The following is a 24,439-nucleotide window of genomic DNA, read 5'->3' as shown; positions in this document are numbered from 1 at the left end:
CGGCCTGCTGCTCAGCGCGGGTCGATCAGGCCCCTCCGGTGGGCCGTCATGACGGCAGCGGTGCGGTCGTTGACGCCGAGCTTGGCGTAGGCCCGCAGCAGATACGTCTTGACGGTCGCCTCGCCGATGAGCAGCTCGCGGCCGATCTCGGCGTTCGAGCGGCCGGTGGCGACGAGCCGCAGCACCTGCAGCTCGCGGTCGGTCAGCGCCACCGGTGCCGGCGTCCGCAGGTGGTCGGCGAGGCTGGCGGCGACGGTCGGGGCGAGGACGGTCTCGCCCGCCGCCGCGCTGCGGATCGCGGCCACGAGGAGCTGCGGCGGGGCGTCCTTGAGCAGGTAGCCCCGGGCGCCCGCCTCTACCGCCCGCACGATGTCGGTGTCCGTGTCGTAGGTGGTGAGGACCAGCACCTGCACGTGGGCCGTCGCCGGCGTGCCGAGCAGCCGCTCGGTGGCCTCGATGCCATCCATGGGTGCGGCGGTCTGCAGGGTGCGGCGGGTGCCGCCGTCGTCCGACGAGACGATGGCCTCGGTGCGGTCGCGCCCGCCGAGCCCGGCGGGGGTGTCGAGGGCGAGGAGGCGACCGGCGGCGATGACGGCCACCCGGTCCGCCAGCTGCTCGGCCTCGTCGAGGTAGTGCGTCGTCAGCACGATCGTCGTGCCCTCGGCGGCGAGCCGCTCGATCAGCCCCCAGAAGTCGCGGCGCGCCTGCGGGTCGAAGCCGGTCGTCGGCTCGTCCAGGAAGAGCACCTCCGGGCGACCGAAGATGCCGAGCCCGACGTCCAGCCGCCGCCGTTGGCCACCGGAGAGGGCCGCGACCCGGTCGTCCGCCTTCTCGGCGAGACCCACCGCGTCGACCACCTCGTCGACGTCGCGCGGGGAGGCGTAGGCGCGGGCCGTGTGCCGCAGGGCCTCGCGCGGGGTGATGAGGTCGAGCCCGCTGGACGTCTGCAGCACGACCCCGATCCTGTTGCGCCACTGCAGATTTGCGCGTTGGGGATCCGTGTCGAGGACGCGGACCTCCCCGCCGTCGCGGTGCCGGAAGCCCTCGAGGATCTCTACCGTGGTCGTCTTGCCGGCACCGTTCGGCCCGAGCATCGCGAAGACCTCCCCGGTCCGGATCTCGAGGTCGAGGTCGTCGACGGCCCGGTGGTCGCCGTAGATCTTGGTGAGCCCCTTGACGCTGATCGCCGGGGCGGCTGTCGCGTTCATGACCTCAGCGTGGCGTGGCAGGTCTGTGTCGCGCGACCCTCGGTCGGCTGATCCGGGGTCCACCGTTCGGTGGACCCCGCCGACAGGGCCGCTGCGGCACGGTGATTGACTGAACGACATGCACATCCCGCCGAACTTCTCCATGGACGACGAAGAGGTCCGAGATCTGTTGCGGCACATGGGTTCTGCGGACCTCGTGACGTCGCACGACCGTGGTCTCGTCGCCAGCTACCTGCCCTTCCACCACGACCCGTCGGTCGGTGAGCGGGGGGCGCTGCGCGGATACGTCTCGCGCGCCAACGACCAGTGGTGGGAGCCCCGGACCGCCGAGGCGATGGTCATCGTGCACGGTCCCGCGCACTACGTGAGCCCGAGCTGGTACGCCTCCCGGAGCGAGCCCGGTCGGGTCGTGCCGACCTGGGACCACGTCACGGTCCACCTCTACGGCCATCTGGTGGCGCACGAGGACCCCGCGTGGATCGAGCAGACTTTGCGCGTCCTCACCGACCGGCACGAGAGCGGCCTGGACGCCCCCTGGCGTCTCGAGGACGCGCCGCGCGACCACCTCGACACCATGCTGCGGGGCCTCGTCGGTGTCGAGCTGGTGGTCTCCCGCTGGGAGGCCAAGGCGAAGATGAGCCAGAACCGGTCGCCGGCCGACATCCGCGGCGTCATCGCCGCCCTGGACGAGCTCGGTGACCAGGTGGGCGCGGACTACCTGCAGCGGGTGTCGCTGCCCGTGGCGGTGCGTCGCGACGAGACGCTGCGGGTGGTGGCGGCGCGGCAGAAAGTTACCGGTAGGTAATGACAAATGCGCTGGTCACGAGTATGATGCAGGCCCGACTCTATCGACGCTGAGGAGCCGAGCGTGCCGCTCAATGCCGCTGCCGACGAGCAGTTCGACCAGTCCATCATCGACAACCGAGTGGCCTCCGTGGGGCATCTCTTCCGCGATCGGTGCGCCGCCACCCCGAGCGGGGACGCCTTCACCTTCTTCGAGGGCGACCAGGTCGTGACCCGCACCTGGGCGCAGACGAAGTCCCTGGTCTACCGGCTCGCGGCGGGGTTGATCGACCTCGGCGTGCAGGTCGAGGACCGGGTGGCCGTCGCGGCCGCCACCTCCATCTCCTGGGTCTGGGCCGACCTCGCGATCATGTGCTCCGGTGGCGCGACCACCACGGTCTACCCGACCTCCATCGCCGACGACGTGAGCTACATCCTCGCGGACTCCGCGTCCGTGGTGCTGTTCGCCGACGACGCGGAGCAGGTCGAGAAGGTGCGCCGGCACCGCGACAAGCTGCCCGACCTGCGCACGGTCGTCGTGCTGGACGGCGAGGCCTCCGACGACGGCTGGGTCATCACCCTCGCCGACCTCGAGGAGCGTGGCCGGCGCCGGCTGGAGGCCGACCCCGACCTGGTCGACCACCGCATCGACGAGCTGCACCCCGAGTGCCTCGCCACCTTGATCTACACCTCCGGCACGACCGGGCGGCCCAAGGGGGCTCGGCTCGTGCACGACTGCATCGTCTACGAGGGTGCGGCCGTCGACTCGTTCGGCCTCCTCGACGACCAGGACGTGCAGTTCCTCTGGCTGCCGCTCTCGCACGTCATGGGCAAGCTGCTCATGGCGCTCGCGCTGCAGGTCGGCTTCGTCACCGCGGTCGACGGCCGGGTCGACAAGATCGTCGACAACATGGCGGTCTTCCGCCCCACCTTCATGGGCGCCGCCCCACGCATCTTCGAGAAGGCCTACGGCCGCATCTCGCTCATGCTCTCCGAGGGCCCGCCCATCCGTCAGCGCCTGGTGCGCTGGGCGCTGTCGGTCGGTCGCCAGGCCGCCTGGCACCGCGAGCAGGGGCGCGAGCTGCCGGCCTCGCTGCAGCGCGAGCTCGCGATCGCCGACCGGCTGGTGCTGTCCAAGGTCCGTGAGCGGTTCGGTGGGCGGGTGCGCTTCATGGTGTCCGGCTCCGCGCCGCTCGACCCGGAGGTGGCCCGCTGGTTCGCCTCCGTCGGGCTCTTGATCATCGAGGGCTACGGCCTCACCGAGACCTCGTCGGCGTCGGCGGTCAACCGCACGATCGAGGGGTCGTACTCCTTCGGCACCGTCGGCTGGCCGGTGCCCGGCACCCAGTTCCGCGTCGCCGAGGACGGCGAGATCTTGATGAAGGGGCCGGGCGTGATGCGCGGCTACCACGGCGACCCCGAGCTCACCGAGCAGGTGATGACCGACGGCTGGTTCCACACCGGAGACATCGGCACCATCGACTCGCGCGGCTTCGTGCGCATCACTGACCGCAAGAAGGACGTCTTCAAGACCTCCGGCGGCAAGTACGTCGCCCCCGCGTCGATCGAGGCGGCGTTCAAGGGCGTCTGCCCCTACGCCTCGCAGTTCGTCGTCGCCGGCAATGGGCGCAACTACATCACCGCCCTGGTCACGCTGGACGAGCAGGCCATCCTCGGCTGGGCTGCGGAGCACGGCCTGGAGGGGCAGGACTACGCCACGGTGGTGTCCTCGCCGCTGGTCCGCGAGATGGTGCAGGGCTACGTGGACGAGCTCAACGCCGGGCTGAACCGCTGGGAGACCATCAAGCGGTTCACTATCCTCGACCGCGACCTGTCGATCGAGGACGGCGAGCTCACGCCGTCGCTCAAGCTCAAGCGACGTCTGGTCACCGCGCGCTTCCAGGACCGGATCGACGCGCTCTACGAGCCGTCGACGGGGTAGACCGGCCGCGTCCGTGGGAGATGACCTCCGGTCGGGCGCTGGCCACTACAGTGTTCCCGTGCAGCGATGGAACGACCTTGGTCAGATCCCGCCCGACTTCGGGCCATGTGTCGTCACCCTCGGCAACTTCGACGGGGTGCACCGCGGCCACCGCTACGTGCTGCAGTCGGTGCTCGAGCAGGCCAGTCGACGCGGTGTGCCGTCCGTCGCGGTCACCTTCGACCCGCACCCCCTCGAGGTGCTCTTCCCCGACCGGGCGCCGCAGCACCTCACCTCCCTCGACCAGCGGCTCGCGCTGATCGAGGCGGTGGGGCTGGACGCCGTGCTGGTGCAGCCGTTCACGACCGACCTCGCCAAGCTGACGCCGCGCGAGTACGTCGAGCTGGTGTTCGTCGGGGCGCTGCGTGCCGAGCTCGTCGTCGTGGGCCAGGACACCCGCTTCGGCGTCAAGAATTCCGGCGACGTGCACACCCTCGCCGAGCTCGGTGCCGAGCACGGCTTCGAGGTCATCGCCCTCGACGACCTGGGGGAGGGGCGGCGCTGGTCCTCGACCATGGTGCGCGAGCAGCTGCTCGCCGGCCGGGTGGACCAGGCGGCGTCCATCCTCGGCCGCCCGCACCGGGTGAGCGGCACCGTCGTGCACGGCTTCCACCGCGGCCGCGAGCTGGGCTACCCGACGGCCAACCTCGGGCACGACAGCGACGGACTGGTCCCGGACGACGGGGTCTACGCCGGGTGGTTCCTGCGGCTCGACCTGCCCGAGGGGGCGCCGGACCGGGTGCTGCCCGCGGCGATCTCGGTGGGGACCAATCCCACCTTCGAGGGCACCCGGCGCACCGTCGAGGCCTACGTGCTGGACCGCACCGACCTCGACCTCTACGGCGAGCACGTCGCCATCGAGTTCGTCGAGCACCTGCGCCCCACCCTGAAGTTCGACTCGATCGAGGCCCTGCTCGAGGTGATGGCGGACGACGTGGAGCGCACCCGCAGCGTGCTCACCACCATCGTCCCCGAGCACGTTACCGGCCAGTAACGTAGGCTGGCGGTCATGCCCGTCACCCTGCCGCGCCACTACGCGGACCTCACCAAGTTCCTCGGCTCGGCCGAGGCCATGCGGCGCTTCATGAACCTCTGGCCGCCGTTCCTCTTCGCCCACATCCACATCGACGAGATGAGCGCCGACTTCCGGCGGGTGCGGGTGACGCTGCACAAGCGCACCGTCTCCTCCAACTACGTCGGGACGCTCTACGGCGGCTCGCTGTTCTCGATGTGCGACCCCTTCTGGATGATCATGGTGCTGCGCAACCTCGGCGACGACTACGTCGTGTGGGACAAGGCCGGTGAGATCGAGTTCGTCAGCCCGGGGCGCAAGTCCGTGTCGACCGAGTTCGTGCTGACCGACGAGGCCCTCGATGAGCTCCGCGCCGAGGTCGAGATCGAGGGCAAGGCGCTGCGCTGGTTCGAGAACGAGGTGCGTGACGTCGACGGCACCCTCGTAGCCCGGGTGCGCAAGCAGGTCTACGTGCGCCGTCCCCGGTCGGTGGGCTGAGCGAGGGGCAGCGCCGAGCCGGACAACAAGCAGGCCGTGGCCACCCGAGGGGGTGGCCACGGCCGACGTGTGGCCTACGCCCGGACGAGGCAGGGGGTCGTCGCCCGAGCGCAGGGGATCGTGGGGAAGCCTGAGGATTTGAACCTTCAAAGCCTTCGTTAAAAGGATAGCAAGCGCACAGGTTCCCTGGGAAGCCCCGACCAGAGTCGTCCCTGCCCCGGCTCAGCGAACTCTCAGCAGCGGGCTGCTCCGGGCCCGCGCCGGGCTGGCTCCGGGCTGGCTCCAGGCAGCTGGCCGGCACGTGGCGGGCTGCTGGGGCGAGGTACGGATGGTCGAGGGTGGCGGTGACCGTCGCTTAACCTGGTAGGCATGACCACCACCACCGCGACCAGGGGCGCCAGCGTCTTCTCCCGCCTCGAGCCGCTGCTGGAGCGCGTCAACAAGCCGATCCAGTACGTCGGCGGAGAGCTCAACTCCACCCTCAAGGACTGGGACACCGGCGGGCACGGTCCAGGCGGCGAGGAGCTCACCGTGCGCTGGGCCCTGATGTACCCCGACGCCTACGAGGTGGGCGTGCCCAACCAGGGCGTCATGATCCTCTACGAAGTCCTCAACGAGCGCTCCGACGCCCTCGCCGAGCGCACCTACGCCGTGTGGCCGGACCTCGAGGCACTGATGCGCGAGCACCAGGTGCCGCAGTTCACCGTCGACAGCCACCGTGACGTGCGCGACTTCGACCTGCTGGGCGTGTCCTTGTCGACCGAGCTCGGCTACACGAACGTCCTCAACGCGCTCGACCTCGCCGGCATCCCGCTGCACGCGGCCGACCGTGGCCTCGACGACCCGATCGTGGTCATGGGCGGGCACGCGTCGTTCAACCCCGAGCCGATGTCGGCCTTCATCGACGCCGCCATCATCGGCGACGGCGAGCAGGCTGTGCTCGCCGCGACCGACCTGGTCAAGGCGTGGAAGGCCGAGGGGCGTCCCGGTGGCCGGCGCGAGATCCTGCTGCGGCTGGCCCGCACCGGTGGGGTCTACGTGCCGGCGTTCTACGACGTGAGCTATCGCGCGGACGGTCAGATCGACCAGGTCGTCGCCACCGAGCCGGGCGTGCCGGACCGCGTCGAGAAGCACACGGTCATGGATCTCGACGCGTGGCCCTACCCGAAGCAGCCGCTCGTGCCGCTCGCCGAGTCGGTGCACGAGCGCATGTCCGTAGAGATCTTCCGTGGCTGCACCCGGGGCTGCCGCTTCTGCCAGGCCGGGATGATCACCCGGCCGGTTCGCGAGCGATCGATCTCCGGCATCGGCGCGATGGTCGAGCAGGGCCTTGCTGCAACGGGATTCGAGGAGGTCGGCCTGCTGTCGCTGTCGTCGGCCGACCACACCGAGATCGCCGACATCACCAAGGGTCTCGCCGATCGCTACGAAGGCACGCAGACGGGCTTGTCGCTGCCGTCGACCCGCGTGGACGCCTTCAACATCGACCTGGCCAACGAGCTGACCCGCAACGGGCGGCGCTCGGGCCTGACGTTCGCGCCCGAGGGCGGCTCCGAGCGGATCCGCAAGGTCATCAACAAGATGGTGACCGAGGAGGACCTCATCAAGACCGTCGCCGCGGCCTACGGCGCCGGGTGGCGGCAGGTCAAGCTCTACTTCATGTGCGGGCTGCCCACCGAGACCGACGAGGACGTCCTGCAGATCGCCGAGCTGGCCAAGCGGGTGATCGAGACCGGCCGCGAGGTGAGCGGGCGTCGTGACATCCGCTGCACCGTGTCGATCGGTGGCTTCGTGCCTAAGCCGCACACGCCGTTCCAGTGGGCCGCGCAGCTGTCAGCCGCGGACACCGACGCGCGACTCGCCAAGCTGCGCGAGGCGATCCGGTCCGACAAGCGCTACGGCTCGTCCATCGGCTTCCGCTACCACGACGGCGAGCCCGGCATCGTCGAGGGGCTGCTGTCGCGCGGCGACCGTCGCGTCGGTGCGGTCGTCGAAGCCGTGTGGCGCGACGGCGGACGCTTCGACGGGTGGTCCGAGCACTTCTCCTACGAGCGCTGGATGCGTTGTGCCGCAACCGAGTTCGCCAAGAATGGGCTCGACGTAGACTGGTTCACGACGCGCGAGCGCGACGAGGACGAGGTGCTGCCCTGGGACCACGTCGACTCGGGCCTGGACAAGACCTGGCTCTGGGACGACTGGCAGGACGCGCTGTCCGAGCGCGAGGTGGACGATTGCCGGTGGACGCCGTGCTTCGAGTGCGGCGTGTGCCCCTCGATGGGCACGACGATCGAGACCGGCCCCACGGGCAAGAAGCTGCTGCCCCTGACCGTGGTCAACGGCCCGGCCCTCTGAGTCCGGCCCATGACGACCGCTCGACGTGCCGGGTCGTTCGCGGTGCGTGTCGCCAGCGCCCAACCGCCCCGCGAGGCCTGGCGCCGGCTGGTCGACCTCGACCGGCACACCCGCGCCGTGCCGTTGACGCGCCTGCTCGTCCGGGAGGAGCGGGACGGTGCTGCCGCTATGCCGAGCTCTGCTGCGCTGGTCAGGGGCTCGACGTTCACCGCGCGCACGCGGGTCGGCCCGGTCGTGCTCGACGACGTGATGGTCGTGGAGGAGGCCACGGCTCCTGACGACGGCACCCAGCACCAGCCAGCTGCCCCCGGTGTCTGGCGAATCCGCAAGATCGGCAAGGTGATCCGTGGCGACGTCCAGGCTGTGGTGGCTGCGGACGGCGCTGGGAGCGAGGTGACCTGGCGACAGGTCTACGACGTGCGTGGGGTGCCGCGTCCGCTGGTGCGGTGGAGCGCGCCGCTGGTGGGGCTGGGCTACCGCGTGGTGTTGGCGAGGATCCTCGCGGACTGACGTCACCGGCGAGATCGGTCCGGACGGCTCAGCGAGGAAGCCGGCAGGCGGCGGTGCCGCCGGGCATCAGCTGACGGTGCCCGGCGATCCACGCGTAGACCCGTGCGGCGACCCACGACACCCCGGGCGCCTCGAGCAGGCGGCCGGCGAGCCGACAGGGCAGCGGGCCGGTGCGCAGCACACCCGCCCAGGCGTGATGGCCGTAGCTCACCGCACCGCGGCGATCGACGAACGGCACCTCGCGCTGCGCGCGCTGCGGGTCCACCCCGAGGGCAGGCAGGTCCGTGGCTCCCAACGCCGCGATCCGGCAGCGGACGCCCAACCGGGGGACGAGTCGCGCTGTGCGCGTGCAGAACCCGCAGTCGTCGTCGTAGAGCAGGACGGGCAGCGCGGGGTCCATGGAGCCATTGTCCCCGAACGTGGGTGTGCGCGTGTCGACGACGGGTGAAAAGGACGTCCTCGCACTGGCACGGGGACTCCTCCCACCGCAACCGGGTCTGCGGCACGGACACGCCGTCCGCGGCGTGAGCGGTTGCTGTGGCAGCCGTTGCCCCGGCTCTGATCGCAAGTACCTTGTTGTGGTGGATGACCCGGTGATCGCCCGTCTGCACTCAAGCACGGACCCTGCGGCAGTTCAGGACGTTCTTGGCATGAGGATCACAGTGGCGTCATGGCCCGGGGTGGCGAGCTTCTTGTCGGCGGTGACCAGAGGCGCTCCCAAGGCTTCGGCCAACGCAAGATAGGACGCGTCGTAGCTCGTGAACTGATGGCGAAGCGTCCAGACGCGTCGGCGCAGGGGCTCCAGGTCGTGACGCTCGATCCCGAAGGACCAGTAGTCCTCCAGTGCTTCTTCGGCCCTGGCCTGAGTAAGGACACGCCCCAGCTCCAGCCCTCGGAGAACGGACGAAACCTCTACGTCCAGCAGGTGCGGTGCGTGGATGTCGCCTTCTAGCGCATCGAGGAGTTCGGCGGATGGGTCGGCGCCGACCAGAGCCTCGATCATGGCCGTAGCATCCAGCACCATCGGTAATGCCCCATAGAGTGGTGTAACGCACGGAGGTCCGGGCACATCGCTCCTGATGTGGACGCGGCCACCGTGTGATCCTTCGAGTCAACCTTCCAAGAATCCTCGAACGGAGTCACAACGATGACCGCTCCTCACATTATCGACCCTGCCGGCCTGCTGGGTGAAGCCCTGTCCGAAGCCTCCCCGGACATGATGCGTACCCTGCTGCAGACCATGATCAATACCCTGCTGTCCGCGGACGCCGATGCCGTCGTTGGTGCCGAGTGGGGCAAATCCTCCCCGGACCGGACGGCTCGACGTAACGGCTACCGCCACCGGGAGCTCGACACCCGGGTCGGGACGCTCGACGTGGCCATCCCGAAGCTGCGACAAGGCACGTACTTCCCGGAATGGCTGCTCGAGCGCCGCAAGCGTGCCGAGTCGGCTCTGATCACGGTCATCGCGGACTGCTACCTCGCCGGAGTCTCCACGAGACGGATGGACAAGCTCGTCAAGATGCTGGGCATCAACGCCTTGTCGAAGTCCCAGGTCTCCCGGATGGCAGCGGATCTCGATGAGCAGGTCGAGGCTTTCCGCCACCGGCCCCTCGATGAGTCCGGCCCGTTCACGTTCGTCGCCGCCGACGCGCTGACGATGAAGGTCCGCGAGAACGGACGGGTGGTCAACGCCGTCGCCCTGCTGGCCACTGGCGTCAACGGTGATGGTCACCGAGAGGTCCTCGGACTGCGGGTAGCCACCAGTGAGACAGGGGCGGCGTGGAACGAGTTCTTCGCTGACCTCGTCGCCCGTGGGCTGGCTGGGGTCCGTCTGGTCACGTCTGATGCCCACGCTGGGTTGAAGGACGCGATCGCTGCGAATCTGCCCGGCGCGGTGTGGCAGCGCTGCCGGACTCACTACGCGGCGAACCTGATGGGCATCACCCCGAAGTCCATGTGGCCGGCGGTGAAGGCGATGCTGCACAGCGTGTACGACCAGCCCGACGCCGCGGCCGTGGATGCCCAGTTCGATCGGCTCTTGGACTACGTGACTGAGAAGCTGCCGCAGGTCGGCGAGCATCTCGACGTGGCGCGGGCGGACATCCTGGCCTTCACCACGTTCCCGAAGGATGTCTGGGCCCAGATCTGGTCGAACAACCCTGCCGAGAGGCTCAACCGTGAGATCCGTCGCCGGACCGACGCCGTGGGGATCTTCCCTAATCGGTCCGCGATCGTGCGGCTGGTCGGGGCGGTGCTGGCTGAGCAGACCGATGAATGGGCCGAAGGGCGCCGCTACCTCGGGCTCGAGGTCCTAGCCCGTTGCCGACTCACGGCCGTCGAGAACACCGGAGACGAGGTGAGCACCGACACCGACATCCCACTCGAACTCAGCGCCTGAGACCCCTAACGAAGGATCCAACCGCTACACCACTCCAAGGGACTTGACCGCACCATCATCGGCGGGCCGACTCGACCTCGTCGAGGATGCGCTCAGTCGAGACGCTTGGTGATCGGTCACGGGCACGCAGTCGGGCCACGATCTCAGCATTGGTGGGACGGGCGGCGATGACGGCCAGCTGCGCATTCACGTAGGCGGACAGCGACTGTCCCTGCGCGGCTGCGCGGGCCTTCAATGCGTCAGCCACCGCTTCGGGGACCTCGCGGATGTAGAGAGTCGTCATACTTCAATGCTAGCAGTCTGCAAGCAATTTGAACGGGCACGCGAATATCCGACCATCGGCACGAGAGTGCGACCGCGCACGTGACGGCTGTCTGGCTGCCTGGGCAGGGTCGGGGCAGCGCGGGTCAGGGGAGTGCGCGGTACTGCTGCGCGAGCGTTTCCCACGCCTCCCACCAGTCGCCCGACGGGGTGCCGGCGAGGTCGTCGGTGAGGCGACGCAGGTAGACGTCCCACCCGGCGGCGTACTCCGGTGCCTGGGTCTGCGTGAGCCGGCTGTGCACGAGTCGCAGCCGGGCCGCGTCGCCGTCCGGGACGACCTCGACCTCGACCTGCGACTCGCTGCTCTCGTGCGGCCAGATCCAGACGAATCGCTCACGCGGAGAGCAGGACTCGATCCGGCACTGCGCGGTGTCGTTGTCGTCGAACTGGATGGTGAACGTGCCGCCCTCGCGCAGGTCGCCGGTGACCCTGGCCATCCAGCGCTCGAGCCGGTCCGGGTCGGTGACGGCCTCCCAGAGGTCGTCGGCGGTCGTCTGGTAGACCCGGTCGAAGCTCACGCTGGAGCGGTCACCGCTGCGTCGCAGGGTGCCGAGGATGTCATGGCTCATCGTCAGTCCTTTCCGTGGGTTGTGCGGGGTGGGTGTCGCGGCGACCGCGGGCGATCTCGGTGTCGAGGGCGTCCAGGCGCTGCCGCCAGAAGTCGCGCACCTCGCGTGCCCAGTCATCGATCTCGTCGAGAGCCTCCGGCCGCAACCGGTAGATCCGCCGCTGACCCAGCGGCTCGACCGTCACGAGCTCGGCCTCGCGCAGCACGCGAAGGTGCTTGGACACGGCGGGCTGGCTGATGCGCAGACCCGCACCGAGCTCGCCGGCCGTGTGGTCGCGGGCGGCCAGCCGCTCGACGATGGTGCGGCGGGTCGGGTCGGCGAGGGCGGTCCACGCGGTGCTCATGGCACCAACATAGCCGCCTAGTTATATAACTGGCAAGTGATAGATTAACCCACCATTGCCAGGTGATCGACCCCGTCAGTCGCGGGGGAGCGCGAGCGCGAGGGTCTGGGCGCCCGGCAGCTGGGCGAGGTCGGCGCCGTCGAGCAGGATCTTCGAGCCACGGACGCCACCGCCGATCACCACCGGTCCCGCGGCGGCGACGGCCTCGTCCACGAGCACCACCCAGTCTGCGGGCAACCCGACCGGGGTGATGCCGCCCTGCGTCATCCCCGTCATGGCCTCCGCCTCGGGCTGGGCCGCGAACGAGATCTTGCGGACGTCCAGGTGCTTGCGGACGGTCTTGTTGATGTCCGCCCGATCGACGGCCAGCACCATGACGGCGGCGTGGACGACGCGGTCACCACGGCGACCCTCGACGACGACGCAGTTGGCGGACGCCTCGAGCGCCACGTCGTAGGTCTCGCAGAAGGTCGCCGTGTCCGCGAGCGTCGGGTCGATCTCGGCGACCATCGCTGCGGGCACCAGGTCGGCGGCTGCGGCCACGGGCGGCGCGACCAGCTCCGGGTGGTCGGCCAGCGGCTTCCAGGTGAGGTTTCCTTCGGGGCTCGCCATGCCCACACCGTAGACCGACCCATGCCCCACGTGGCCGCCCCGCCCGCATGGCGGCCGATCGGGGGAGCCGGCCGCGTGAAGGGCACAATAGGGGCCATGATCGCTGCCCCGGACCTGGCCCACGAGCTCGCTCGGGCGGGTCTGTCGGACGTCCGCACCGACGAGCTGACCCGCGCGATGTACAGCAGCGACGCCTCGCTCTACCGCATCCCACCGCTGGTGGTGGCCGCGCCGATGCACCCCGACGAGATCGCCGCCGCGCTCGAGGTGTGCCGCTCGACCGGGGTGCCGCTGACCGCCCGCGGGGCAGGCACCTCCATCGCGGGCAACGCTGTCGGCCCGGGTCTGGTGCTGGACCTGTCGCGGCATCTCGGCCGCGTGCTCGAGATCGACCGGGAGGCCCGCACGGCGGTGGTGCAGCCGGGCACGGTGCACGCCACGCTGCAGCGGGCCGCGCTGACGCAGGGGCTGCGCTTCGGCCCCGACCCCTCGACCCACACCCGGTGCACGATCGCCGGGATGATCGGCAACAACGCGTGCGGCTCGCGGGCGCTCGCCTACGGCCGCACGTCCGACAACGTCCACGCCATGAAGGCGCTCATGGGCACCGGGCAGGAGCTGCGGCTCGAGACCGGGATCGACGGCGGCACGCCGAGCGTGGTCGGTGCCGACGACCAGCTGCGCCGGCTGCGGCACGTCGTGGACGGCGGGCTCGCCTCGATCCGCACCGAGCTCGGTCGTTTCACCCGCCAGGTCTCGGGATACGCCCTCGAACACCTCCTGCCCGAGCGGGGATTCGACGTGGGGCGCATGCTCATCGGCTCGGAGGGCACCCTCGCCATCGTCACCGAGGCGACCGTCCGGCTGGTCACCGACCCCGGGCACGCCCTGCTCACGGTCTTCGGGTTGGACGACATCGCCGCGGCGGCCGACGTGGCGCCGCACCTCGCCCGGCCCGGGGTCACCGCGGCCGAGGGCATGGACGAGCGGATCACGACGATCCTCGAGAGCCGGCGCGGCCCGGGAGCCGTCCCGGCCCTCCCCGACGGACGCGCCTGGCTGCTGGTCGAGACCGTCGGCGCGGACGCCGACGAGGCCCGCGCCGTGGCCGACGAGCTGATCCGCGAGGTGCCCGCCCGGGCCGTGCGCGTCGTCACGGATCGACGAGAAGCCGCTGCACTGTGGAAGATTCGCGAGGACGGCGCCGGTCTCGCCTCCGAGAGCCCCGCCGGCAAGCCCGCTCACGCGGGCTGGGAGGACGCTGCAGTGCCGCCCGCCCGGCTCGGTGCCTACCTGCGCGACCTCGACTCCCTGCTCGTAGACCGTGGGCTCACCGGGGTGCCCTACGGCCACTTCGGCGAGGGCTGCGTCCACATGCGCCTCGACTTCGACCTCGACCAGCCGGGCGGCACCGGTCGGTTCAACGAGTTCCTGCACGCCGCAGCGGATCTCGTGGCCCGCTACGGCGGCTCGCTGTCCGGCGAGCATGGCGACGGCCGGGCCCGCAGCGAGCTGCTCCCGCGGATCTACTCACCCGCGACGATGGAGCTCTTCGGCGCGGTCAAGCACGTCTTCGACCCCGACGACCTGCTCAACCGTGGGGTGCTCGTCGACCCCGACCCGGCCGCCGCGCGCGTGCGCGTGGCCACGCGGGAGCGGGTGAGCGACGGCCTCGGCTTCAGCTACCCGGCCGACGAGGGCGACTTCAGTCTCGCCGTGCACCGGTGCACGGGGGTCGGCAAGTGCCGGGCGGCCGGCACGTCGACGACGGTGATGTGTCCGTCCTACCAGGCGACCCGCGAGGAGAAGGACTCGACGCGGGGTCGGGCCCGGGTGCTCCAGGAGATGCTGCACGAGGGCACCTCGCTGAACCGCTGGCGCGCCACGGAGGTCATGGACGCCCTCGACCTGTGCCTGTCCTGCAAGGGCTGCGGCTCGGACTGCCCGACGGGCATCGACATGGCGACCTACAAGTCAGAGGTGCTGCACCAGGCCTACCGCAAGAAGGTCCGACCGCGCTCGCACTACTCGCTCGGCCAGCTGCCCCGCTGGACCCGGATCGCCAGCCGGGTGCCGATGCTCGCCAACCTGGCGCTCACCATCCCGGGTGTCAAGGACGTCGCGCTCGCTGCCGCAGGGGTCGACGCCCGTCGTGGGCTGCCGCGATTCGCCAACCAGACGTTCCGAGAGTGGTTCTCCGACAGCGAGACTCCCGTGCTGGACCGGGCTGGCGGCGGCAAGCCCATCGTCGTCTTCGTCGACTCGTTCAGCGACGCCTTCGATCCCGAGGTGGGGCAGGCGACGGTGGACGTGCTGCGCGCTGCCGGCTACGCGCCGACCATCACCGGGCGCTCGGTCTGCTGCGGCCTGACCTGGATCACCACGGGTCAGCTGGACTCCGCCAAGCGCATCCTGACCAAGTCGGTCGCCGAGCTGGATGTCTTTGCGCGCCAAGGGATCCCGATCGTCGGCCTGGAGCCGTCGTGCACCGCGGTGCTGCGCCACGACGCGGTGTCGCTGCTCGGCACCGAGGCGGCGCAGCGGGTGGCCGACGCGACCGTGACGCTCGCCGAGCTGCTGACCCGCGACCCGGACTACACGCCGCCGGACCTGACCGGTGTCGAGGTCGTCGCCCAGCCGCACTGCCACCACCACGCGGTGATGTCCTGGGCGGCCGACCAGCAGCTCCTCGAGCGGGCCGGGGCGACGGTGACCCGGATCGGTGGATGTTGCGGTCTCGCAGGCAACTTCGGCGTCGAGAAGGGTCACTACGAGGTCTCGGTCGCGGTGGCCGAGACGCAGCTGCTGCCGGCCGTGCGGGCGGCAGCGCCGGACGCCGTCGTGCTGGCCGACGGTTTCTCCTGCCGCACCCAGCTCGACGACCTGGCCCCGCGAGGTGGCGTGCACCTCGCGCAGCTGCTCGCCTCGCGTCAGCGGGTCCGCGGCGCGTAGACCTGGTGGATCGGTCGGTCAGGGGCGAACCCGACCGACCGGTAGACCCGTCCGGCGGGGTTGTCGGACTCGGTGACGATCACCCACTCGTCGCTGCCCTGATCGGCGGCCCACCGTGCGGCCACGCCGAGCAGGTGCGTGGCGAGCCCGCGGCGCCGGTGGTCGGGGTGCGTGCTGACGCTCTGGTAGCGAGCGGTCTTGTCGCACAGGACGATCCCGAGACTGGCCGCCAGCGCATCGGGGCGGTCGTCGTGGCTGTCGCCCCCGCTGCCACCGCCATCGTCGCCCGTGGTGAAGGCGCCGAACCAGGCGCCGTCGCCGGCCTGCACGAGCTGGCGCCGGGTGGCCAGCTGCTCCCGGCTGAAGGCCTCGAAGTCCGCGGGAGGCTCGCGCCCGGTGCGCGCGTTGTCCGCCAGCTCTGCGGCGAGCAGGGCCGCCCAGTCGGCCTCGGTCGACAGCGCCCGCACCACATAGCCGCGCGGAGCCGGGGCGAGCCTGGGGAGCCGGCGCGTGGTGAGGACGGTGTCAGCGGTGACCTCGACGCCGGGTCCCGCCCAGGCCCCCGGCTCCGGGGCCCCGACGAGGCCGATCGCGAGGTGTCGGACCCCGGGGAAAGTGTTGTGGAACAGGCGAGTCCAGCGATCGGCGTCGCTGGACTCGCCTGGATCCGTCTGCAGGATGAAGTTGCCCCAGTGGTAGCCGGGGTTGTGCGGTGACCGGATGACGAGGTGGTCGTCGTGCTCGGTGATCTGGCTGCCGCCGAGGCGCAGCACGGCGAGGTCGGTGTGCCAGCCGGGGGAGAGGTCCATGACCCTCATCCTGCCAGCGCCGTCCACCCGTTATCCGACGGAGGAGTCAGCCAGCGCCGAGGACGTCGCGGCGGAGGAGGAAACGGAGCGCCGGTGCTCGCGCAGCGAGTAGGCCACGGCGGCAGCCCACACCACGGCGATCCCGAGGTAGATCGCGTTGCTGGCCGGCGACGACACGGTGATGATGTCGCTGCGGATCAGGGTGCGGACGTTGGTGAGCACGATGAGCCCACCGACGGCGGCGCCGAGCACCCGGGGCGGCAGGTGGCGGACGAGCCACGCGGCCAGCGGGGCGGCGATCAGTCCGCCGACGAGCAGCGCAGCCGCGGCGGGCAGGATCACGCCGCCGCTGCCGAGCCCGACGAGGAAGCCGAGGCTCGCGGCCAGCGCGACGAGGAACTCGCTGGTGTCGATCGAGCCGATCACCTTGCGGGGCTCGAGCCGGCCGCTGGCGAGGATCGCGGGGGTGCCGACCGGGCCCCAGCCGCCACCACCGGTGGCGTCGATGAAGCCGGCGACCAGGCCGAGCGGGGAGAGGAAGCGCCGGCGCAGCGGCTTGTGCAGGTGAGCGGTGGAGATGCCGCTGAAGGTGAACCGGATGAGCACGTAGAGGCCGAGGGCGAGCAGCACCAGGCTCATGATCGGCGCCGCGGTCTCGGTGGAGAGCCAGGACAAGAAGGTCGCGCCGGCGAACGCGCCGATCGCGCCGGGCACGCCGATGCGGGCCACGACCCGCCAGTCGACGTTGCCGAAGCGCCAGTGCGCGAGGCCCGAGGCGGCCGTGGTGCCGATCTCGGCGAGGTGGACGGTGGCGGACGCGGCGGCCGGGTTGGTGCCGACGGCGAGCAACAAGGTGGTCGAGGTGACGCCGTAGGCCATGCCCAGGCTGCCGTCGACGAGCTGGGCGCCGAGGCCGACCAGGGCAAGAAGGATGAGCTGTCGCATGACGAGGATCCTTGGGTGGGTCGCTGCGGCGTGCGCCGCAGAGGCTGACGAAGACGGTCATACATTACGACAGATTATGGATATAGCAACTACCAGTTATGTGAATGTGAGACGCGGCCGGGCGCCGGCCCCCCGCGGCCGGCGCCCGACCCCTCAGGCCGCCTGGCTCAGCTGCCGCACCAGGCCGGTGCTGGCGAGCACCGCGGCGAGCGTGAGGCCCAGCGCGACGATCCCGGCGGCGATCATGGGGAGGAGTACCGTGGCGTCGGGCACCTGGCCCGCGACGAGCTGGATGCTCACGGCGAATCCGCTTGCCAGCGCTAGGGATCCGACAAGCGGCGCCAGACACTCGATGAGCCGGGCACGGTCGAGGGTGCGCATGGAGGCGCCGGCCAGCACGAGCGCGGCGTACTGCGGGCGCTGGTCGTAGATCCGCCCCGCCTGCCCGACGCCCGTCGCCGTCGCCGCCACGAGCGCGGTGATGACCAGGGCGATGGCCGCCCCGGTGAGGACGTCCGTGCCGAGGTAGGGGAGGGTGGGGTCGGGGTGGTCCCGCGCGGTCGCGGCGAAGCCGCCGGCCGTCGCGGCGATGATCAGGCCAAGACCGAGGGCGCTGACGGAGCGCCAGGTCGCTCGCGGGTCGTCGACGATGCGCCGGGCCGCGAGCAGGGTCGTCGCCCGCGAAGCGCGGCGCGCCATGAGCCGACCGCACAGCTGCACCACCCAGGGGCCGGCGAGGTTGATCGAGCCGACGAAGCCGACCAGCGTGAGCAGCAGGACCCCGATCCCCGCCCCCGTGGAGCCCTTGGTGGCGACGAGGAAGGCGAGGAGCGCGAGCGCCGTGAGCCCGAGGCGCAGCGCGGACACGGCACCGGCGCGGCTGCGCTGGGCCACGCCGAGCGGGCTGACCACGACCCGGCCGAGGCTGCCGACACCCGAGCCCACGGCCAGGACGACGACACCGACGACGACGCCGAGGATCCACAGCGGTGGGGTCAGGACGTGGTCCGGTCCGAGGACGCGCCCGTCGAAACGGAGCTGGCCGAGCGCCGGCACGGCCATCACGTAGACCGCGGCGCCGAGCACCGCACCGAAGAGCGCCTGGGCGGCCGCCTCGAGCAGGGTGAGCAGGGTGACCTGGCCGGAGGTGGCACCGGCGAGGCGCAGTGCCGCGAGGCGCGCGTCCCGGCGGGTCACGGTCACCCGCGCGGCCAGCGAGCCCAGGGTGAGGATCGGCACGACCAGGAGCGCCACGGCGGTGACGGCGAGGACCTGGTAGAGCGCCGCGGCGTCGGTCCCGGGCCGGAAGTGCTGGGTGAAGGCGTGCAGCCCGCCCAGGCTGGTGAGCAGCGCTGCGGTGCTCACGGCGAAGCCGATGACCGACAGGATCGTCGGCGTGCGGCTGTCCCGCCCGGCGCCGGTGGTGAGCAGGCCGGCGAGGCGCAGGATCGGGCTCATCGGACGATCGCCTCCGCCGGCTGGGCGGCGTGAGCGGGCTGGACGGAGGGTGCGGGCTGCGCGACACGACCGGCGCGAGCGGACTGGTCCTCCAGGCGCTCGATCAGGCCGTCGCGCATGTGGACGAGTCGCTGGCACCAGCCGGCGACCGCCGCGTCGTGGGTGACGACGACGAGCGTGGCGCCCTGCGCCGCGCAGTGCTGGGTGAGGGTCGACATGACCTGCTGGCCGGTGTGGCTGTCCAGGGCGCCGGTGGGCTCGTCGGCGAAGACGACGCCGGGCGAGCCGACCAGGGCGCGGGCGATCGCGACCCGCTGCGCCTGGCCGCCGGAGAGAGCACCGGGTCGGCGGGTGGACAGGTCACCCAGACCGAGGCTGCGCAAGGTGGCCTCGGCGCGCGGCCAGGCCGTCGCCCGGCTCTGCCCGGCGAGCAGCAGGGGGAGGGCGACGTTCTCCACGGCGGTCAGCTCGGGCAGCAGCTGGCCGGACTGGAAGACGAAGCCGAAGTCGGTGCGGCGCAACCGGGTCCGCTCGCGGTCGCTCATCGACGACAGCTCGCGTCCCTGCCACCGCACCCACCCCGACGTGGGCGCCAGGATGCCGGAGAGGACGTGCAGCAGGGTCGTCTTGCCGCTGCCGCTCGGACCCATGACGGCGACGGACTCACCGGGGGCGAGCGCGAGGTCTACGCCACCGAGGGCGGGGACCCGGTCGGCCCGACGCGGGCCGTAGGACTTGACGAGATCACGGGCCACCAGGCCCTGCTGGTCGGGACGCTGGTCCGGACGCTGGTCGGAACGGGTAGGAGAGGTGTGCTTCATGGCTCTACCGTCTCGACCGCCGGCGTACGGCCAGATCCACCTGATGTCGCGACCTGATGTGCGACCTGGGTCGTAGTCCGACGCCAGTACCCTTGGGCCCCATGGCACGACAGCGCACCCCCGAAGGTCCCCCGCCCGAGCCGGCGGTCCAAAAGCTCCGGGTCCGCTATGCCAAGCGGGGTCGGCTGCGGTTCAGCTCGACCCGTGACTTCCAGCGAGCGCTCGAGCGGGCGCTGCGGCGCGCGGGCGTGCCGATGGCCTACTCCGGTGGCTTTCACCCGCACCCCAAGATCTCCTACGCCAACGCGGCACCGACGGGGACCGCGAGCGAGGCCGAGTTCTTCGAGATCTCGCTGACCCGGCGGGTCGACCCGGCAGCGGTCGCCGCAGCGCTGGATCAGGCGCTGCCGCCCGGCATCGACATCCTCGAGGCCGTCGAGGCCGAGCCCGGCGCGCTCGCCGATCGGCTGCAGGGCTCGGTGTGGCAGCTGACCTTCCGTGACCTCGACGACGCTGCCGCGGCCGAGGTAGACCGTGCGCTCGCGGCCCTGCTCGCGGCGGACGTCGCCGAGGTGACCCGGATGACCAAGACCGGGCCGCGCACCTTCGACACCCGCAGCGCGGTGGTGCGGGCGGCCACCACCGACGGCGGCCGCCAGGTCGAGCTGGTGCTGCGGCACACCACGCCGGCCGTGCGTCCCGACGACGTGCTCAACGCGATGCGCACGCTCGCCCCCTCCCTGCCGGTAGACCCGCCGCTCACCGTCCGGATCGTGCAGGGGCTGCTGGACGAGGACTCGGCAGAGGTCCGCGACCCGCTGGCGTGACCTGAACGGCGGGCGGAACGCGGTGTGCGATACTCGTCCTGATCGACGGCCTGACCATCCCAGGGCGGCGATCCCACCGTGTCCCGGCCCCGACCTGCGCCTCTACGGCAGCGCTCGCCGCCCGAGCATGGCGGCACCGCATGGTGTGACGCGCCCTCGCGCGAGCCCATCGGACGACCGATGACGACTTCTGTCGCCGGGCAGCAGCCATGGCGACCGTGATACGCACGCCGGTGGCGGCGTGGCGCTCCTCGGAGCGTCGGGGTGGCGCAGCCTGCCGGCCTGAAAGGGGCCTACCCCACATGACATCCGACGAGCAGCAGGTCTCCTCCGAAGAGCAGCCGGCCGAGCAGCAGCCAGAGTCCGCCGCCGCGCAGCAGCAGGGGGAGTCCCTTCCGCCGGCCGTCGCCGAGCTGGCCGCGTCAGCGGACACCCCGCTGGACGCGCGGCCGGATGCCCAGCCGGGTGCCGACGCGGAGCAGCCCGGCCCGGAGCAGGCGCCCGCCAAGCGCGCGCCGCGCAAGGCCGCCAAGAAGGCGACGAAGAAGACCGCCAAGAAGGCCACCGCCAAGAAGGCCGCCCCCGCCGAGGATGAGCAGCCAGCCGAGCAGACCGCCGAGCAGGCCGGTGCGGATGCTCCCGCCGGCGCCCAGTCCGGTCGGCAGACCGACGCCGCGACGCAGCCCGCCGAGGGCGAGGTCGCCGCTGAGCAGGCGCAGGAGCCGAGCCGGCCCGCGCGACGCTCGCGTCGGGCTACCGCGAAGGCCGCAGCGCCGGTGCACGTGCCCGCGCAGGACGAGGCCGGCGCGACCGCCCCGTACGCCGAGTCCGACCCCCAGCAGAACCCCGCGCAGAACCCTCAGGACCAGCTCGCGGGCGACATCGACCCGGTGACCGAGCTGCTCGTCGACGAGGCCGTCAACCTGGCCAACCAGCTGGCCCAGGTCCGCGAGGCCGACGCCGAGCAGGCCGTCGCGCAGGTGGGGTCGACCGGTTTCGTCGTGCCGATGGACGCCCTGGAGGAAGAGGTCATCGACGAGCTCCTCGAGGCTCCCGCCGGCGCGGGCACGGCCGAGGGCGGCGGCTCTGACAGCACGGGCGACGACTCCGACGACTCGGACTCCGACGACGCGCCGGCGGGTGCCGAGCAGCGACCCGCGACCAGCTTCGGGCTGCTCTTCCAGGCGCCCGACCCCACGCCGGCCCGCCGGCGTCCGCGGCGCGCGTCCTCCCAGCCGACCGACCCGTCCACGATCGTGCGCGACGAGGAGTCCGGCGAGCGCGCCGACTCCGTGCGCGCCCGGGCCGCCCGCGACGCCGAGCGCGAGGGCGTCGCCCGCGACGCGGAGCGCGAGAGCGGCCAGGCGCGGGACGACCGTGCTGAGCTCGACGGGACCAGCACCGACGAGACCAGCGCCGACGAGCACGACACCGACGAGAACGGCACCGACGAGCGGGACGCCGAGCAGGGCGAGGGCCAGCGCAGCGGCCGCTCGCGCCGCCGCCGCGGTGGCCGGGGCCGCCGGGCCCGTGGCGCCGACGAGGGCGACGACGGGGCTACCGACTCCGAGGGCGACCAGGACGAGCAGGACGACGACGCCTCCGACAACGGCACCGGCCGTGGCGGCCGCAGCGGCCGCGGGGGCAACCGAGCCGACCGAGCCGACCACGACACGGACCACGACGAGCGCGACGACACCGACGAGCCCGACACCGAGGACGGCTCCGGGGAGGACTCCGGCGAGGACTCGGGCGAGAGCCGTTCGCGCAGCCGACGGTCGCGCAACCGCCGCGCCCGCAAGGCCGCCGACCAGCCCTCGTCCGGTCCGGACGACTCCGACGACAGCAGCGACGGGGGCGAGGGCGGGTCCGACGAGGACCAGGGCTCGAGCCGTCGTCGGCGCCGCCGCCGCCGCTCGGGTGCGGGTGGCGACTCCGACGACCCGCCGGGCACCGTGACGAAGGTCCGCGAGCCGCGCCGCGCCGAGGCCACCGGGATCAAGGGGTCCACCCGCCTGGAGGCCAAGAAGGTGCGCCGCCGCGAGGGCCGCGAGGCCGGTCGCCGCCGCACGATCATCACCGAGGCCGAGTTCCTCGCCCGCCGCGAGAGCGTCGAGCGGGCCATGGTGGTCCGGCGCCACGAGGACCGCACGCAGATCGCCGTCCTGGAGGACGGCGTGCTGGTCGAGCACTACGTCTCGCGCGAGGAGTCGGCCAGCTCGACGAGCATCGCGGGCAACATCTACCTCGGCCGCGTCCAGAACGTGCTGCCGTCGATGGAGGCCGCCTTCGTCGACATCGGCAAGGGCCGCAACGCCGTGCTCTACGCCGGTGAGGTCAACTGGGACGCCGCCGGCCTGCAGAACGGCCAGTCGCGGCGCATCGAGAACGCCCTGAAGTCCGGCCAGACCGTCCTGGTCCAGGCCACCAAGGACCCGATCGGCCACAAGGGCGCCCGGCTCACCAGCCAGATCTCGCTCCCGGGCCGCTACCTGGTCTACGTGCCCGACGGCAACATGACCGGCATCTCCCGCAAGCTGCCCGACACCGAGCGGTCGCGGCTCAAGCGCATCCTGCGCGAGGTGATGCCCGCCAACGCCGGCGTCATCGTGCGCACGGCGGCCGAGGGAGCCAGCGAGGAGGAGCTGCGCGCCGACGTCGCCCGCCTGACCGGGGTCTGGGAGGACATCCAGGCCAAGGCCGCGTCGTCGTCCACGAAGGCGCCGGCGCTGCTGCACGGGGAGCCGGACCTCACTGTCCGGGTCATCCGCGACGTCTTCAACGAGGACTTCTCGTCGCTGGTCGTCGAGGGCGAGGACGTGTGGCAAGAAGTCTCCGGCTACGTCAACGCCGTAGCCCCCGACCTCGCGGGTCGGTTGTCCAGGTGGAGCGGGGAGCGTGACGTGTTCGCTGAGCACCGTATCGACGAGCAGCTCGTCAAGGCGATGGACCGCAAGGTCTGGCTGCCCTCCGGCGGGTCGCTGGTCATCGACCGGACCGAGGCGATGACCGTCATCGACGTCAACACCGGCAAGTTCGTCGGCGCGGGCGGCAACCTCGAGGAGACCGTCACCAAGAACAACCTCGAGGCGGCCGAGGAGATCGTGCGTCAGCTGCGGCTGCGCGACATCGGCGGCATCATCGTCATCGACTTCATCGACATGGTCCTGGAGTCCAACCGCGACCTGGTCATCCGACGGCTGGTCGAGTGCCTCGGCCGCGACCGGACCAAGCACCAGGTCGCCGAGGTCACCTCGCTCGGCCTGGTCCAGATGACGCGCAAGCGGGTCGGCACCGGTCTGATCGAGTCGTTCTCGACCATCTGCGAGCACTGCAACGGGCGGGGGATCGTCATCCACGCCCAGCCGGTCGGCTCCGCCAACCCCGACGACGACGTGCCGAGCGGTCGCGACGGTGGTCGGGATGGTGGTCGCGACAAGCGCTCGCGGCGCGGTCGTGGGCAGGACTCCGGTAGCGCGAACGGTTCCGGCAACGGGTCCGGTCACGGTGGTTCGGGGCAAGGTGGTTCGGGGCAGCGCAACGGCAACGGCCAGGGCAACGGTCATGGCCAGGGCAACGGCAATGGCAATGGCAATGGGAATGGCAACGGTGAGCCGCGGCACGACGGGCCCACGCCCGCGCAGATCGCCGCAGCCGCGCACGCCGCCGCACTGCAGGCTGCTGCGGTGCGACGCGACGGCGCGGAGAGCGGCGCCCCGCTGACCGACGCCGACGTGGCTGCGGCCATCGACTCCGCGGTGGGTGCCGTCTTCGGCGAGGTGCTCGGCGACGAGCAGCCGGGGGAGCAGGTCTCTGCGACGGCGTCCGAGCAGGCCTCGGAGCAGGCCGCTGAGCAGGCTCCCGAGCCTGCACCGGAGCCTGAGCCGGCAGCGCGTCCGCGTCGCCGTCGGGGCCGCGTGGTGGCGCCCGCGGGCCCGCCCAAGGCGACCGAGGGGTCTACCGCGGATTTGAACGCCGGCCAGACGACCGAGTAGACTTGTAGGTCGGTGCGCCCACCGCCTGCCCGCGTGTCACGG

Annotated in this window: 21 protein-coding genes; 10 read left to right on the top strand and 11 right to left on the bottom strand. The window is 71.5% G+C overall.

The features are described 5' to 3' along the window. Nucleotides 1-11: 11 nt before the first annotated feature. Entirely contained in the window at nt 12-1,208 is a 1,197-nt protein-coding gene (locus tag MM440_RS17585; RefSeq protein WP_420914132.1) for an ATP-binding cassette domain-containing protein, read from the bottom strand. 118 nt (nt 1,209-1,326) lie between these two features. On the opposite strand from MM440_RS17585, the gene MM440_RS05425 reads away from it, so the two are divergent. The 6 genes from MM440_RS05425 (at nt 1,327) to MM440_RS05400 (ending at nt 8,344) form a co-directional block, all read left to right on the top strand. Then, nucleotides 1,327-2,013: an FMN-binding negative transcriptional regulator gene (locus MM440_RS05425; protein WP_241443198.1), complete on the top strand. Its 687-nt coding sequence runs from the start codon at nt 1,327-1,329 to the stop codon at nt 2,011-2,013. 63 nt (nt 2,014-2,076) lie between these two features. Beyond that, nucleotides 2,077-3,933, top strand: a complete 1,857-nt coding sequence (locus MM440_RS05420) for an AMP-dependent synthetase/ligase (protein WP_241443196.1) — start codon at nt 2,077-2,079, stop codon at nt 3,931-3,933. Between the two features lie 58 nt (nt 3,934-3,991). After that, entirely contained in the window at nt 3,992-4,966 is a 975-nt protein-coding gene (locus tag MM440_RS05415; RefSeq protein WP_241443194.1) for a bifunctional riboflavin kinase/FAD synthetase, read from the top strand. Between the two features lie 15 nt (nt 4,967-4,981). Then, on the top strand, nt 4,982-5,482 hold the full coding sequence (locus MM440_RS05410; RefSeq protein ID WP_241443192.1) for a DUF4442 domain-containing protein: 501 nt from the start codon (nt 4,982-4,984) through the stop codon (nt 5,480-5,482). A 369-nt stretch (nt 5,483-5,851) separates the two neighbouring features. After that, nucleotides 5,852-7,834, top strand: a complete 1,983-nt coding sequence (locus tag MM440_RS05405) for a TIGR03960 family B12-binding radical SAM protein (protein ID WP_241443190.1) — start codon at nt 5,852-5,854, stop codon at nt 7,832-7,834. A gap of 9 nt (nt 7,835-7,843) precedes the next feature. Next, nucleotides 7,844-8,344, top strand: a complete 501-nt coding sequence (locus tag MM440_RS05400) for a hypothetical protein (RefSeq protein ID WP_241443188.1) — start codon at nt 7,844-7,846, stop codon at nt 8,342-8,344. A gap of 28 nt (nt 8,345-8,372) precedes the next feature. Here the strand turns inward: MM440_RS05400 and MM440_RS05395 are convergent, their stop codons facing one another. Then, the gene (locus tag MM440_RS05395) at nt 8,373-8,744 is read right to left on the bottom strand and encodes a thiol-disulfide oxidoreductase DCC family protein (RefSeq protein ID WP_241443186.1); all 372 of its coding nucleotides are present in this window, start codon (nt 8,742-8,744) and stop codon (nt 8,373-8,375) included. A gap of 234 nt (nt 8,745-8,978) precedes the next feature. Beyond that, the gene (locus tag MM440_RS05390) at nt 8,979-9,347 is read right to left on the bottom strand and encodes a type II toxin-antitoxin system VapC family toxin (RefSeq protein WP_241443184.1); all 369 of its coding nucleotides are present in this window, start codon (nt 9,345-9,347) and stop codon (nt 8,979-8,981) included. A 144-nt stretch (nt 9,348-9,491) separates the two neighbouring features. On the opposite strand from MM440_RS05390, the gene MM440_RS05385 reads away from it, so the two are divergent. Then, entirely contained in the window at nt 9,492-10,745 is a 1,254-nt protein-coding gene (locus tag MM440_RS05385) for an IS256 family transposase (RefSeq protein ID WP_241443182.1), read from the top strand. 55 nt (nt 10,746-10,800) lie between these two features. On the opposite strand, the gene MM440_RS17270 is transcribed toward MM440_RS05385, so the two are convergent. From MM440_RS17270 to MM440_RS05365, 4 genes are all read right to left on the bottom strand, one after another. After that, a complete protein-coding gene (locus MM440_RS17270; RefSeq protein WP_241443180.1) occupies nt 10,801-11,028 on the bottom strand; it encodes a FitA-like ribbon-helix-helix domain-containing protein in 228 nt (75 codons plus the stop codon). A 124-nt stretch (nt 11,029-11,152) separates the two neighbouring features. Further along, entirely contained in the window at nt 11,153-11,635 is a 483-nt protein-coding gene (locus MM440_RS05375) for an SRPBCC family protein (RefSeq protein ID WP_241443178.1), read from the bottom strand. After that, nucleotides 11,625-11,978, bottom strand: coding sequence for an ArsR/SmtB family transcription factor (locus tag MM440_RS05370; RefSeq protein WP_241443175.1), 354 nt, complete (start codon nt 11,976-11,978; stop codon nt 11,625-11,627). Before MM440_RS05370 ends, MM440_RS05375 begins: the two co-directional genes overlap by 11 nt. A 75-nt stretch (nt 11,979-12,053) precedes the next feature. After that, nucleotides 12,054-12,590 carry a YbaK/EbsC family protein gene (locus tag MM440_RS05365; RefSeq protein ID WP_241443173.1) on the bottom strand — a complete coding sequence of 179 codons (537 nt, stop codon included), beginning with the start codon at nt 12,588-12,590 and terminating at the stop codon, nt 12,054-12,056. Nucleotides 12,591-12,686: 96 nt separating this feature from the next. Here MM440_RS05365 and MM440_RS05360 point away from each other — a divergent pair, with 96 nt between their 5' ends. After that, nucleotides 12,687-15,542 (top strand): FAD-binding and (Fe-S)-binding domain-containing protein, encoded by a 2,856-nt coding sequence (locus MM440_RS05360; protein ID WP_241443171.1) that lies wholly within the window; start codon nt 12,687-12,689, stop codon nt 15,540-15,542. Here the strand turns inward: MM440_RS05360 and MM440_RS05355 are convergent. The 4 genes from MM440_RS05355 to MM440_RS05340 form a co-directional block, all read right to left on the bottom strand. Continuing rightward, nucleotides 15,521-16,351 (bottom strand): GNAT family N-acetyltransferase, encoded by an 831-nt coding sequence (locus MM440_RS05355; protein WP_241443169.1) that lies wholly within the window; start codon nt 16,349-16,351, stop codon nt 15,521-15,523. The two genes, MM440_RS05360 and MM440_RS05355, sit on opposite strands and share 22 nt — an antisense overlap. 30 nt (nt 16,352-16,381) lie before the next feature. Next, nucleotides 16,382-17,296, bottom strand: a complete 915-nt coding sequence (locus tag MM440_RS05350; protein WP_241443166.1) for a sulfite exporter TauE/SafE family protein — start codon at nt 17,294-17,296, stop codon at nt 16,382-16,384. Between the two features lie 153 nt (nt 17,297-17,449). After that, on the bottom strand, nt 17,450-18,754 hold the full coding sequence (locus MM440_RS05345; protein WP_241443164.1) for an FtsX-like permease family protein: 1,305 nt from the start codon (nt 18,752-18,754) through the stop codon (nt 17,450-17,452). Continuing rightward, entirely contained in the window at nt 18,751-19,575 is an 825-nt protein-coding gene (locus MM440_RS05340; RefSeq protein ID WP_241443162.1) for an ABC transporter ATP-binding protein, read from the bottom strand. Before MM440_RS05340 ends, MM440_RS05345 begins: the two co-directional genes overlap by 4 nt. Nucleotides 19,576-19,676: 101 nt before the next feature. Between MM440_RS05340 and MM440_RS05335 the strand changes: the two genes are divergently transcribed. Both MM440_RS05335 and MM440_RS05330 read left to right on the top strand, forming a co-directional pair. Continuing rightward, entirely contained in the window at nt 19,677-20,402 is a 726-nt protein-coding gene (locus MM440_RS05335; RefSeq protein WP_241443160.1) for a TIGR03936 family radical SAM-associated protein, read from the top strand. A 302-nt stretch (nt 20,403-20,704) separates the two neighbouring features. Next, complete coding sequence (locus tag MM440_RS05330; RefSeq protein WP_241443158.1) at nt 20,705-24,397, top strand: ribonuclease E/G; 3,693 nt, start codon at nt 20,705-20,707, stop codon at nt 24,395-24,397. The last annotated feature ends 42 nt before the right edge of the window (nt 24,398-24,439 follow it).

This window comes from Arsenicicoccus piscis (genome assembly GCF_022568835.1).
In the GTDB taxonomy this organism is placed as follows: Bacteria; Actinomycetota; Actinomycetes; order Actinomycetales; family Dermatophilaceae; genus Arsenicicoccus; species Arsenicicoccus piscis.
The sequence above is the reverse complement of the archived record's forward strand: the minus strand, read 5'-3'. Positions and strand labels throughout refer to the sequence as shown.

What these genes read in the sequence shown, in the direction of transcription:
- MM440_RS17585 (WP_420914132.1), bottom strand. Translation starts at nt 1,208, where the DNA reads ATGAACGCGACAGCCGCCCCGGCGATCAGCGTCAAGGGGCTCACCAAG.
- MM440_RS05425 (WP_241443198.1), top strand. Translation starts at nt 1,327, where the DNA reads ATGCACATCCCGCCGAACTTCTCCATGGACGACGAAGAGGTCCGAGAT.
- MM440_RS05410 (WP_241443192.1), top strand. Translation starts at nt 4,982, where the DNA reads ATGCCCGTCACCCTGCCGCGCCACTACGCGGACCTCACCAAGTTCCTC.
- MM440_RS05405 (WP_241443190.1), top strand. Translation starts at nt 5,852, where the DNA reads ATGACCACCACCACCGCGACCAGGGGCGCCAGCGTCTTCTCCCGCCTC.
- MM440_RS05400 (WP_241443188.1), top strand. Translation starts at nt 7,844, where the DNA reads ATGACGACCGCTCGACGTGCCGGGTCGTTCGCGGTGCGTGTCGCCAGC.
- MM440_RS05395 (WP_241443186.1), bottom strand. Translation starts at nt 8,744, where the DNA reads ATGGACCCCGCGCTGCCCGTCCTGCTCTACGACGACGACTGCGGGTTC.
- MM440_RS05390 (WP_241443184.1), bottom strand. Translation starts at nt 9,347, where the DNA reads ATGATCGAGGCTCTGGTCGGCGCCGACCCATCCGCCGAACTCCTCGAT.
- MM440_RS05385 (WP_241443182.1), top strand. Translation starts at nt 9,492, where the DNA reads ATGACCGCTCCTCACATTATCGACCCTGCCGGCCTGCTGGGTGAAGCC.
- MM440_RS17270 (WP_241443180.1), bottom strand. Translation starts at nt 11,028, where the DNA reads ATGACGACTCTCTACATCCGCGAGGTCCCCGAAGCGGTGGCTGACGCA.
- MM440_RS05375 (WP_241443178.1), bottom strand. Translation starts at nt 11,635, where the DNA reads ATGAGCCATGACATCCTCGGCACCCTGCGACGCAGCGGTGACCGCTCC.
- MM440_RS05370 (WP_241443175.1), bottom strand. Translation starts at nt 11,978, where the DNA reads ATGAGCACCGCGTGGACCGCCCTCGCCGACCCGACCCGCCGCACCATC.
- MM440_RS05365 (WP_241443173.1), bottom strand. Translation starts at nt 12,590, where the DNA reads ATGGCGAGCCCCGAAGGAAACCTCACCTGGAAGCCGCTGGCCGACCAC.
- MM440_RS05360 (WP_241443171.1), top strand. Translation starts at nt 12,687, where the DNA reads ATGATCGCTGCCCCGGACCTGGCCCACGAGCTCGCTCGGGCGGGTCTG.
- MM440_RS05355 (WP_241443169.1), bottom strand. Translation starts at nt 16,351, where the DNA reads ATGGACCTCTCCCCCGGCTGGCACACCGACCTCGCCGTGCTGCGCCTC.
- MM440_RS05350 (WP_241443166.1), bottom strand. Translation starts at nt 17,296, where the DNA reads ATGCGACAGCTCATCCTTCTTGCCCTGGTCGGCCTCGGCGCCCAGCTC.
- MM440_RS05345 (WP_241443164.1), bottom strand. Translation starts at nt 18,754, where the DNA reads ATGAGCCCGATCCTGCGCCTCGCCGGCCTGCTCACCACCGGCGCCGGG.
- MM440_RS05340 (WP_241443162.1), bottom strand. Translation starts at nt 19,575, where the DNA reads ATGAAGCACACCTCTCCTACCCGTTCCGACCAGCGTCCGGACCAGCGT.
- MM440_RS05335 (WP_241443160.1), top strand. Translation starts at nt 19,677, where the DNA reads ATGGCACGACAGCGCACCCCCGAAGGTCCCCCGCCCGAGCCGGCGGTC.
- MM440_RS05330 (WP_241443158.1), top strand. Translation starts at nt 20,705, where the DNA reads ATGACATCCGACGAGCAGCAGGTCTCCTCCGAAGAGCAGCCGGCCGAG.